Source organism: Pelagimonas varians (assembly GCF_003208435.1).
GTDB classification, from domain to species: Bacteria; Pseudomonadota; Alphaproteobacteria; order Rhodobacterales; family Rhodobacteraceae; genus Pelagimonas; species Pelagimonas varians.
Genome location: NZ_QKMF01000038.1, coordinates 1 through 11,305, shown reverse-complemented (window position 1 = coordinate 11,305; position 11,305 = coordinate 1). Strand labels below are relative to the sequence as shown.

The following is an 11,305-nucleotide window of genomic DNA, read 5'->3' as shown; positions in this document are numbered from 1 at the left end:
AAGCCATCTCCGGATCAAACCAGATCGACAACGATCCGCGCTGCTTCAAGCTGTCATTGTAAGACGACCAGTTTGTGGTCTTGTACTTCGTCGGGCTCCAGCTGCTCATGACCGCCTGCTATCACACTGGATTCGCGGCATGAATCCCCGCAGCCGATTTGTGCAACAAAGCCGTCGTCAAGCAACCCTTCACAGATTTACGTTGTGCCTCATCCAGTCCCAAACGGCTCTAACGATGTTTTGAGCTCACCCCTGTAGCCCTCTGTAATGTTGGGCCAAAGCTGCATTCATGTGTCGCTCTGGCCCATTCCCTAGTTAGGTCGTCGCGGCGTCAGGCAACGCAACCACTGCAATCATTTCAACCCGCATACCGGGACGTGCAAGCAAGACGCCACCGGTTGCGCGGGCTGGTGGAGCGTCTGCACTGACCCATTTGTCCCAGACGCCGTTCATACCCTGAAAGTCTATCATGTCGGCAAGCCAGACTTGAATAGATGCAATGTCCGCTTTGGTCGCGCCCAAATCAGAGACAACCTTGTCCAGTTTGCTGAGCACTTGACGTGTCTGTGTTGCAATGTCTGCGGTCAAATCATCGGGAACCTGCCCCGCGAGGAAGGCGATGTTCCCAATGGTGACGGCTTGGCTCATACGCGGGCCGGGGTTAAGGCGGGAGAGTGTCATGATATGTCCTTTGTTAATCATTATCACTGAGGGTTGATCCGGCGCTGGCGCGCGACGCAGCCGAGGCTGGCACAGTCGTGCGCATGGCGAAGGAGTTAAGGGCGGCAACGGTCGCAGCAGTCGTGTGTGCATTCGGCGTAGATGTGGCATTGGGTCTACAAGGCTGTGCGTCTTTGGCCGAGACTGTAAGGTCTAATTGAAGCGTACCCAGAAGATGCAAAGCAGCCTCAAATGATGATTCTTTACCCTCGATGCACATGGTGCCGTGAGGCCATGACAGCGTAATTGACAGACTGTTTCGCAGCGACAGTTCAGTTAGAAACGGTACGAGCAAAATGGGCGCACTAACGAAACCTAGTGGAATACAAATATTTGGCCTCAGCCCTTCTGGCAGGTCAGCGTAGTCGCACAACGTGACACCCAAGATGATCGGACAGACCGGTTGGTCCGCCGTGTTGCGCCATGTGGTGGGCGTTACCAAGGGGCAAAGGTCGTCCCAGTCCTTGCCGTCCGCCCTTTCTAAATGGGCACGCAAGTATGACGGGCCGTCAATGCCATGCGACACCAGCCATGCAGCCGCAAAACCGGCTTCTTCTGCCATTCCCCAGCTCATACCAGCGCCGCGAGCGGCTTTCAGGCAGAGAGACGCAGCCTCGTTGCACGACAGTGGTGCGGGTTGGTCATCGGAAAAAAACGGCGTTGAGTCGCCGCGCGTCTGATCGTGAGGGTCCATGCTCATACCGCACCCTCCGCTTTGATCTCGTCTGGAAACGGGGCACCTGCAAAAAGATTGATGCGCACCCAACGGTCAGACCTCGGATCAAACTGACTGGCCCCAAAGTACGCGAGCTTGCAGCGCAACAAATCAATAGGAAGCATATCCGCTGCAATCAGGTTGTCCTGGACTTCCGCATAAGGATGATTGTTCGCGATTTGAACGCGGCGCACAGCGTACCGGTGTTCTGGATGCGCCAGCAGCAAAGCGGCCACTGGTTTCGTTTCGTCGTAGTTTTGAACGGTCCGATACAATTCGGCGGCAAGACGGGCGATACACAAGGGCAGTTCCAACGTGGCACCATCCTCTGACGCACGTTCGCCAAGGCGTGGTTCTAGTTTTTCCTCAGAGACATACCAAAACCTTGCGATGTTCTCTGGTGTAGTGAAATCAATCGCAAGCGCCCACGCATACTCAGTTTCAAGGATGCGGCGCAGATCGGCGACCGACATTGCGCCATTGATCCTGAAGCTTGCGGCTTCATCAGCCCCCATGTGCTCTGCCAGATCGTCGATCAGTGCGCCGTGCGGCTCTAACATCAACGCCAACAGAGCCTCTTGGCCCTCATAGGTCAGAGTATTTTCGCCCCATTCCCACAAGTCGTTCCAAGGGAGCGACACGGTCCAGTCAAACGTGGCAAGCTGGCTGGCGATCAAATCCAGATCCCGGCGCAAGTCATGTAACTTTCGGACCTGCACGGGATGTTCGGAATGCCAAGCCGCTGCATTCAGGGTTGCGGCGGCCAGCGCGGTTTCCAAACCCGCAATCGAAGCGGCGATTGCACTGGTCTGCGCGCGCACCCGCGCCAAAGCAGTTTCACGTGCCATCATCCAGTTGTTCAGCAAAACGGGGTGGCGCACGATGAACGGGGCCATGCCAAGGCCGGTGGAGTTGCCGACACCAAGGAGGCGGCGGGTGTCACGGTCAAGTTTCACAGCATGCGCGCCACCATTGGCGGCTGCGATGTGTTCCACAATATCGACCGTAAATGCCCGGATGAGCCAGACCGTGAGCATTTCGACTTGGAATGGAGCTGCGAGCTCAGGCCGTTGCGCAATATCGTCCCTGTCGGACGCGCCAAACTTGCCCGATCCATAGACGGCAGTTGTGCGCATCAGATACCCTACGGCGTTCATTTCTTTGGCATCAGGCTGGCGGCCCTGTGACAAAGCTTCGACCACATGTCTGAACAAGCGGACGGACCGGTTGGCACGGGCTAACGTTAGTTCTTTCGAGCTGATCCGCCCCGCTTCCTGATAGGGGACATTGTCGGCAAGGCGGGCAATATCATTTGGGGTGGGATCACCGTCAAACAGGGTAAACGTCGCGTCCCAAGCGGTAGCAATCACGCGGTCAGAGCGCATTTCATCTGGGAGATCGTGGGCAAAAGCCACAAGGCTGTAGGTTTGCTCTGCGCTTTTGACGCGGTAGACGCCATGGCCGACACCATTTGCGTCCACATTCCAGACTGGTCGATCAATCTGCCACTCCGAAGATCCCAGCCGCCGCAATAGAATATGCAGAAATGACAGCCGCGTGGGGTGGCCGCTCCCCATACGGGCAAGGCGCATGACCTCTGACGCAGGGCGCATAAAGTGGGCGGCCTCAAACGCCATATTCGGTGTGGTGACAGACATCGCAATTCCTCCCAAAAGTGCAAAATTATCGGGACTGTGGCGCTTCATTCGCGCGCCACAGTCTTTGTCTTAGGCGCGAACCGCTTGAGGCGCGCGGCCCAACATCAAGGTAATCCGAAGCGCATCCCAGAGTGACGGTAGCAAAATCAAAGATACTGGCACCGCGGTCACGACAATAAAACTCTGTAATTTGCCAATACCACCCGAGCCTGTTGAGATCAGGATCAAGGCCATTACCCCCATCGCCAATCCCCAGAACGCGCGCATGGCGGTCGAAGGTTCGCCTTTGGTCATCGTCGAAGCTATAACATAGCTCATGCTATCGCTTGTGGTGGCGACAAAGCACATTGTCAGAACAAGGAAAAGAACCGACAGGATCATCCCCATTGGCATGGCTTGCGTGATTGCCAACAGGCCAGCGGGCAAGTTGAAGCCTTCGAAGGGGCCAGAGATGATGCCGGGTTCGGCTATTTCGAAAAAGATGCCGGAGCCGCCGATGATCGTGAACCAGAAGTTCGTGATGATTGGTGCCATAATGGACAGAGTCAGGATGATTTGGCGGATCGACCGACCGCGGCTGATACGTGCGATGAATACTGCCATCAAAGGGCCGTATCCCATGAACCAGCCCCAAAAGAACACAGTCCACCAACCAAGCCAACCGGCATCCCCAAACAGCCCCGCGTCGCCGCGATACAGTGCCATATCAAAGAAATGCGTTGCATAGACCTGCATGCCACCGAAGAAGCCTGAAAAGATCTGCATCGTCGGGCCGGCAATCAGCATAAAGGCCAACAAGATTGCGGCAAGGATGACATTGATCTGCGACAGGATTTTGATCCCTTTGGCCAAGCCTGTGATTGCCGAAATCGTATAGACGCCAACAAGCGCTAGAACAGCTATCGCTTGGGTGGTGAAATTGTCAGGGATGCCCGTCAATTCGTTCAGACCGTAAGACATTTGCAGGCCAAGAAAGCCAATGGGGCCAACAGTGCCAGCGACAACGGCGATGATGCAGGACGCATCAGCGATCAAACCGATAGGCCCCGTCAGGGCGCGGTCCCCGAACACAGGGTATAGCAACGTGCGTGGCGCAAGCGGCAAACCCTTGTCGTAGTGATAGTGCATCAACATAACGGTGGTCAGCGAGCCGAGGATGGCCCAAGCCAGAAAGCCCCAGTGAAGGAAGCTTTGGGCAAGAGCGGCATGTGCCTGCGCCTGCACGTCACCACCCAAGCCGCCAAAGACCGGCGCAGGGGAAAGGAAATGTGCAATAGGCTCTCCTGCGGCCCAAAACACACCACCACCCGCTAGCAGTGTGCACATGATCATGGCAGCCCAGCTGAAGGTCGTGAATTCAGGCATGCTCAGCCCGCCCATCAAGGTTCTGGAGCCGGGAAGAACGCACAGCACTAAGCCGATCAGAAAGGTCGCCAGCAACAGGATTTGCCAGTAGAGGCCGAAATACTTTGCAGAAAATGCAAAGCTGCTGTCCACAAGTGCAGAAAGACCGTCGATGTCAAAAAACGCATAGGTACAAAAAAGCGCAATAAAACCGCCTGTGATTGCGAAAAGCGCCTTGTCTGTGCCCCTTGAGAAAAGGCCGGTATTTTTGGTCGAATCGCTCATCATTTTCCTCCCACAAGCGATGGTACGCGGCCTATGCGGTCGCGCTTTGTAAATTATTGATCTTGGATTGTGTCCCAAAACTACGTGCAAAAAATGCGTGCCAGTTGTCGCCCATCACGCCGTTGGTTGTGGCCTCATCCAGCCCTGCGGCACGCAACCCCGCACGGATGCCCGCCAGATCGCGGTTGTCGTGGAACCAGTCCGGCATCGGCGGGAAACCTGCATTGGCGGCAGAACCTTCTCCGTAATCAATGGCCTTGGTCCAGCGGCCCACGCGCATCCATTCGACGATGCTGTCGGGTTGGTCTTGGCACAGGTCCGTGCCTATCCCGACATTCTGGGGTCCTGTCAGATCAACGGCCAGCGCAGCCATGTCGCACCACGATTGTAATGTGCAGTTGCCACCGTCTTTGAGGTGGTGGGGATAGGCAGACAAACCGAGAAAGCCACCGCTTTGCCCAAGGGCACGCAGCAGATCATCGGATTTGTTGCGCAGCGCTTTGTGCCAACTCGAAGGATTGGCATGGCTAATGGTAATAGGACGGGTTGAGTGTTCAATCGCCTCAAGGGTCGACCGCTCGCCGGAATGGCTCATGTCTACGACCAGCCCCACGCGGTTCATCTCGGATACGACTTGGCGACCCATGCGGGTCAGTCCGGTGTCCTCATCCTCGTAACATCCCGACGCCAACAAAGACTGGTTGTTATACGTCAGCTGCATAAACCGCAGACCAAGAGTGTGCAGGATTTCAACCAACCCGATGTCATCTTCGATGCAGGACGGGTTTTGCGAGCCAAAGAAAATCGCCGTGCGGCCTGTTTCGCGGGCGATACGCACATCATCCGCAGTGCGTCCCTGAAAAACCAGATCAGGATATTGCTCGAACCAGCGGTTCCACTGTTCAATGACCAGCACAGTTTCACGAAACGTCTCGTGATAGGTGATGGTGACGTGGACCGCGTCCACGCCTCCTGCGCGCATCTGGCGGAAAATCTTTTCCGACCAGTTCGCGTATTGCAAACCGTCAATAAGATAGGTCATTCGGGTGTGCCCGCCGATACATATGCGGTTTTCACGGTCGTGTAGAATTCAGCGGCATAAGAGCCTTGCTCGCGCGGGCCAAAACTTGATGCGCCGCGACCACCGAAAGGCACGTGATAATCAGTGCCAGCCGTCGGCAAGTTCACCATCACACACCCTGCACGCATGTTGGCGCGGAAGTGGCTGGCGCGGGCAAGCGATTTTGTCATGATGCCGGCGGTCAGGCCAAACTGTGTGTCGTTGGCAAGGTCAAGCGCTTCTGCATAGCTGTCGGCGCGTTGCACAGCGGTGATTGGCGCGAACATCTCCTCAACATTGATCCGCATGTCGTTGCGTGTGTTCACGAAAACGGCGGGGGCCATATAGTAGCCCTGCGTCGCCATTTCCAGACGATCGCCACCACAGAGCAATTCCGCACCTTCGTCTTTGCCGATAGCAATATATTCAAGGTTCTGGTTCAGCTGGTTCTCGCTCACCACAGGGCCAAGTTGGGTGCCCGCCTCGAACGCATGACCGACCTTCATGGCTTTAGTCGCTTTGCCCAGCTTCTCGACAAATTCATCATGAACGGCGTGGTGAACAATCAAACGGCTGGCGGCGGTGCATTTCTGTCCTGTACCACCAAAAGCAGAGCCTGCCGCGTGCATCACGGCCAGATCGATGTCCGCATCGTCCATTACGATCAACGGATTCTTTGATCCCATTTCCATCTGCACTTTGGTCATATTTTGCACAGCGGCAGCAGCAATGCCGCGTCCGACTGGAACAGAGCCGGTAAAGCTGATCGCGTCGACCAACGGGCTTTCAACAAGGCGCTGACCCACATCACGCCCAGGGCCTGCAACAAGGTTGAACAGCCCTTTGGGAATATCCTGACGCGAAATGATTTCTGTCAACGCAATCGCGCTGGCAGGGGTGATATTGGCAGGCTTCCAAACGACCGCATTACCAAAGGCCAGCGCAGGCGCGATTTTCCACGCCGCGGTCGCAACCGGAAAGTTCCAAGGGGAGATGATTGCCACAACGCCGACTGCTTCGCGGCGCACATCGATTTCGATGCCCGACCGTACGCTTTCGGCCAGATCGCCGTGACCACGCAGGGTTTCAGCGGCGGAGTATGTGAAGAATTGTCCGGCGCGGTATACCTCGCCTTTGCCTTCGGCCAGAGGTTTGCCTTCTTCGCGTGACAACATACGCCCGATCTCTTCAGCGCGCGCCATCAGCTCTGTTCCGATTGCCATGAGCACATCATGACGTTTCTGAATGCCAGCGGCCCACCAAGCTGGCTGTGCGTGACGGGCAGCGGCCAATGCGGCGTCCAGCTGGCTTGCATCGGCTTGCGCATACATCCCGATCAAATCTGACGTGTCAGACGGATTGCGATTTTCGATTTGCGTGGCACCGTCTGTCCATACGCCATCGATATAAAGCTGAGTAAGATCGGTCATGACTGTCTCCTATGTGTTTCAATGTGGTCTAGACTGGCAAGTTAAGTTCAGTCATTCTAAAATAATTGAAGCTTTATTCAGGATGGCTGAATGTCTATCAGGTTAGAAATGCTCAGAGCGTTCTCTGTGACGGCAGGGCAAGGGACATTGGCCGGGGCAGCTGCCGTTTTGGGGCGTACACCGTCTGCGGTCTCCATGATGCTGGCACAATTCGAGCAAGAGGTTGGCGGTCCCCTTTTTGAAACAGACCGCAAAAACCGCCTGACGCCTTTGGGCCAGCTTGTTCTGGAAGAAAGTTTGCGCGCGACGGATGTGTTCGACAAAAGCGTTGGTGCTATTCGCCGTCATGTTCTGACCTCGGCAGGGATTGTGCGCATCGCCGCCGTCCCATCCGCGACTGTCACATTGTTGCCCGATGTCATTGAAGTGTTCCGCAGGGCCCACCCTGACGTGCGCATCGAAATCAGCGATGTGGACAGTGCTACAGTGCGCGCGCGTATTCAGCGTGATGAGGCGGATATTGGTATTCTTTCAGCGCAGCCGGGCGATCCACTGGAAGGAGAGCGCATTTTGTCGGACGACCTGGGTATCGTGTGCGCGGAAGGTGGCCCCATTCACAAAGCACATTTGGCAACAGACGGTGCATCCGACTGGGGACTGCTGCGTCTGGAGCCGTTGATCGCCAACCCGCTATGCGAACTGGTCGATGATCCTCATGTGGATCAAATGCGTCTGGCCAGCACACTCGAGGCGCGAAATACCACAGCTATTTTGTCATTCGTAAGACGCGGTTTCGGGGTCAGTATTCTGCCCTTTGATGCGGTGCGCAATCAGCCCGATGGTGTGGAATTCTTTGTTCCGACGCAATCGGTAAGCCAGCGGGAGTTGCGCAAGATCAAGCAAGAGAAGGAGCTCCTGCGTGGTCCGGTCTTTGACTTCTGGTCACTGTTGAATGAGTAGGGAAACGCAAAATCAAAACAAGATGTTAAAAGAAGGATTGCACCTGGACCTTCCGGACGAGAAATAGCGTGTCAAAACCCGAACACCAAACCACACCCGATTGAGGTAGTTATATGATTGTCAGAGAACACCCTTCAAACCTCAAACTGTTTTTTGTGATGCAAGGCTCTGTCGTGCCTAAAATCATTGGCCGGATCATCGGAATTGTCGTTCTTTCGATGATTGTCATGCTGGTTGATCAATATTTCTTTCCTTTGCCTCACATCTCTATTGCTGCAATGGGAATTTTTGGTGTCGCTCTGTCCCTGTTCCTCGGGTTTCGCAACAATGCGGCCTATGATCGGTGGTGGGAAGCGCGCAAACTTTGGGGTGGAATGATCGCTGATGTGCGCAACTTGGGACGCCATATGTCTATTTTTGTCGATAAAAGCGAAGATCGCGCGCCAATCATGTCTTGCGCTGTTGCCTTTGCACATCTGCACCGTGGCTTTTTGCGCAGCGTCGATGTGAAAACCGAAATTGTTGACTGGGTGGGCGCAGAAAAAGCAGAAAAAATGATCGCGCAGAAAAACCCTGCTGATTCAGCACTTCGCTCGATGGCCGAGAAAATCGGCGCGCTTGCAGAGAAGGACCAAATTAATGGGTTCGGCCAGATGACCGTCTCGCAGACACTGTCCTCGTTGGCGCTCGCACAAGCCGGATGTGAACGGATTTTCACAACGCCCTTGCCGTTTGTCTATTCCTTATTGGTCCGTCGCACGACTTACCTGTATTGCTGGTTGCTGCCTTTCGCCCTCATCGACGCGACTGGTTGGTTTACCCCAATATTTGCCGCTGTTGTGGCTTATGTCTTCTTTGGACTTCAGGCCGTAACGCATGAACTGGAGCATCCGTTTCGCAATATGCAAAATGGCCTGCCGCTCGACGCGATGTGCCGAACAATTGAGATTTCGGTATCCGAAGCGCTTTACCGTAGACCTCCAGAGGCTATGACTGCGACAAACCATGTGTTGAGTTGAAAGCCTAGCCACTCAATTGTTACCCTTCTGGTCTGGTAGCTTTTTGTCTGAAGGCCGATTAGGAAAGCCGTTTCCAAGGCAGTTCCGCCGCTTGATCCGAATGGAAAGGATACGTCGTAAGGTCAAAGTTTGCAGCAAGACTGCGTCGGTTGGCTTGATGAGGGGTCGCGATTTCAGGGCAGTCTTTCCTACTTCCCGAAACCGGACATTCCTGCACACTGCAGCATTTGGAATACTTGGACACCTAGCCGTCATCTGAAACGTTCAGTCGAGAAGCCAAGGGAAATGAGGGCCCCAAGGTCGGCAGCGCGGACCTTTGCTGCCGACTCTGCGCGCGTTCGAACGGCAGCTTTGTCATCCGAAATAGGTTCCGGCTCACCTGAGGTATTGTGCATGTAGACGGCAACGACGATGCTACAAAGATGGCCGCCGAAATAGAGTTCTCTTTTACAACACTGAACGAGCCAGCGCGACGGCACATTCACGTGTTTCAGATTCACCAGTTTCTTGATCGTTTTGCAATGGGACTGACAATCGCCGTTGTTGCAGTAGCCTTGATTGACCGTGGCATGGACCTCGTTCAAATCTCGCTTCTTTTCGGGGTCTACTCGCTCACGACGATGGCGATGGAGCTGCCGTTCGGTGGTCTCGCAGACAGCATTGGCCGCAAGCCGGTCTTTTTGACGGCGGTCGTCGCCAGCTTGATTTCGCTCGTGCTCTTTCTCTCGACGAGTGATTTCTATGTTCTGGCTCTGTCATTTGCATTCATCGGTTTTGGACGTGCGCTTCGATCGGGCACGCTTGACGCGTGGTTTGTCGAAACTTTCAAGGTCCTCGCGCCCAATGTGGATGTCCAGCCCGCACTGGCCAAAGCGCAATGGGCCAATGCCCTAGGGCTGGCCGTTGGTGCCTTCTTGGGAGGTCTTCTGCCCGATATATTGGGCCAGGTCGCAAAAAGCTTCGGGTTCAAAATCTATGATGTGTCCTATCTGGCAAGTTTCAGTGTGATGTTGGGCGTGTTTGTTTTCACGATGTTAGCCATTGTCGAAAAACCGCGTCCCTTGAACGCCCCTGCTCTCCTGCACGGCTTCGCCAATGTCCCGACTGTGATTAAAGACGCGAGCCTTTTGGCTCTAAAACATCCCGCACTGTCGATACTGCTGGCAGCGTTGGCCTTCTTTTTAATGGCAACCAACCCAGTCGAAGTGATCTGGCCGACCCATGCAAAACCCATGTTAGATGAGGGCTATGCAAACACCGCCATCGGTGTCGTCACTGCGACTTATTTCTTCTCCATCGCTGTCGGCGCATCTCTGTCTCCGCACATCAGCCGGATTTTCAGTCGGCGGCACGCCATGACGCTGGCTGCGACCTTCGCTTGCTTGGCAGGCGTCCAGATCGCATTGGCGTTGCAAGGCAGTATCATCGGCTTTGTCACAGTATTCGTCCTGTATTCTGTGATCCTTGGTGTCAGCGAAACTCCGGCCAGCAGCATTCTGCATCGTTGTGTAGAAGACCGTCAGCGGTCAACGATGCTCTCACTGAGATCGCTGATACAACAGTTGGGGGCCGCATTGGGCCTGGTTTTGGCCGGAACAGTTGCTGAAGTTCACTCTACACCTATCGCGTGGATTGTCGGTGCGGTGTTTCTTTTCATTGCCGTGATACTGATCTTGGTTTTGGCCCGGCGGCTGGCCGGAGAAGCTGAATAGATGACAATCCTGCGCGGTGCAGCATCGGTCGATTTGGGTCCAAACCTGCCTTCGTCCTTTGAAATCGATCTTTATCCGTTTGAAAGTCAACTCTCGGGGGGCGAACTGAGCCTCCCCCAAAGAAGTGATCCGCGCCTATAATTAGGAAATCGGAGGACCATAGATGGCGATTAAGAGACCCAAGCCAGAAGAGATTGTCTTGAAGTTACAGCAGGTTGAAGTGTTGACGGGCTTTGTTGCACAAATCGGCTGCGGGGATTCATGCCGCGAATCCAGTGTGATAGCAGGCGGTCATGAGCAGCTGGAGCCCGACGAAGTACAAGACCACAAACTGGTCGTCTTACAATGACAGCTTGAAGCAGCGCGGATCGTTGTCGATCTGGTTTGATCCGGAGATGGCTT

At 54.9% G+C, this 11,305-nt stretch carries 9 protein-coding genes and 2 pseudogenes; 4 read left to right on the top strand and 7 right to left on the bottom strand.

Features of this window, described 5'->3' with window-relative positions:
- From C8N36_RS23575 to C8N36_RS23545, 7 genes and pseudogenes are all read right to left on the bottom strand, one after another.
- Positions 1-109, bottom strand: a pseudogene (locus tag C8N36_RS23575) (IS5/IS1182 family transposase); the annotation flags it as partial.
- 206 nt (positions 110-315) lie between these two features.
- On the bottom strand, positions 316-681 hold the full coding sequence (locus C8N36_RS23570; protein ID WP_097807097.1) for a RidA family protein: 366 nt from the start codon (positions 679-681) through the stop codon (positions 316-318).
- 13 nt (positions 682-694) lie between these two features.
- Complete coding sequence (locus C8N36_RS23565; protein WP_097807098.1) at positions 695-1,420, bottom strand: DUF3726 domain-containing protein; 726 nt, start codon at positions 1,418-1,420, stop codon at positions 695-697.
- Complete coding sequence (locus C8N36_RS23560; protein WP_097807099.1) at positions 1,417-3,093, bottom strand: hypothetical protein; 1,677 nt, start codon at positions 3,091-3,093, stop codon at positions 1,417-1,419. Before C8N36_RS23560 ends, C8N36_RS23565 begins: the two co-directional genes overlap by 4 nt.
- Before the next feature lie 69 nt (positions 3,094-3,162).
- Positions 3,163-4,722, bottom strand: a complete 1,560-nt coding sequence (locus C8N36_RS23555; RefSeq protein ID WP_097807100.1) for a BCCT family transporter — start codon at positions 4,720-4,722, stop codon at positions 3,163-3,165.
- A 31-nt stretch (positions 4,723-4,753) separates the two neighbouring features.
- A complete protein-coding gene (locus C8N36_RS23550) occupies positions 4,754-5,764 on the bottom strand; it encodes a membrane dipeptidase (protein WP_097807101.1) in 1,011 nt (336 codons plus the stop codon).
- Complete coding sequence (locus C8N36_RS23545) at positions 5,761-7,212, bottom strand: aldehyde dehydrogenase family protein (RefSeq protein WP_097807102.1); 1,452 nt, start codon at positions 7,210-7,212, stop codon at positions 5,761-5,763. Before C8N36_RS23545 ends, C8N36_RS23550 begins: the two co-directional genes overlap by 4 nt.
- A gap of 90 nt (positions 7,213-7,302) precedes the next feature.
- Here C8N36_RS23545 and C8N36_RS23540 point away from each other — a divergent pair, with 90 nt between their 5' ends.
- The 4 genes and pseudogenes from C8N36_RS23540 to C8N36_RS23525 all read left to right on the top strand — a co-directional run.
- Positions 7,303-8,172: a LysR family transcriptional regulator gene (locus C8N36_RS23540; RefSeq protein ID WP_097807103.1), complete on the top strand. Its 870-nt coding sequence runs from the start codon at positions 7,303-7,305 to the stop codon at positions 8,170-8,172.
- A gap of 113 nt (positions 8,173-8,285) precedes the next feature.
- Positions 8,286-9,191 (top strand): bestrophin family protein, encoded by a 906-nt coding sequence (locus C8N36_RS23535; RefSeq protein WP_097807104.1) that lies wholly within the window; start codon positions 8,286-8,288, stop codon positions 9,189-9,191.
- Between the two features lie 422 nt (positions 9,192-9,613).
- The gene (locus C8N36_RS23530; RefSeq protein WP_097807105.1) at positions 9,614-10,903 is read left to right on the top strand and encodes an MFS transporter; all 1,290 of its coding nucleotides are present in this window, start codon (positions 9,614-9,616) and stop codon (positions 10,901-10,903) included.
- A gap of 293 nt (positions 10,904-11,196) precedes the next feature.
- Positions 11,197-11,305, top strand: a pseudogene (locus C8N36_RS23525) (IS5/IS1182 family transposase); the annotation flags it as partial.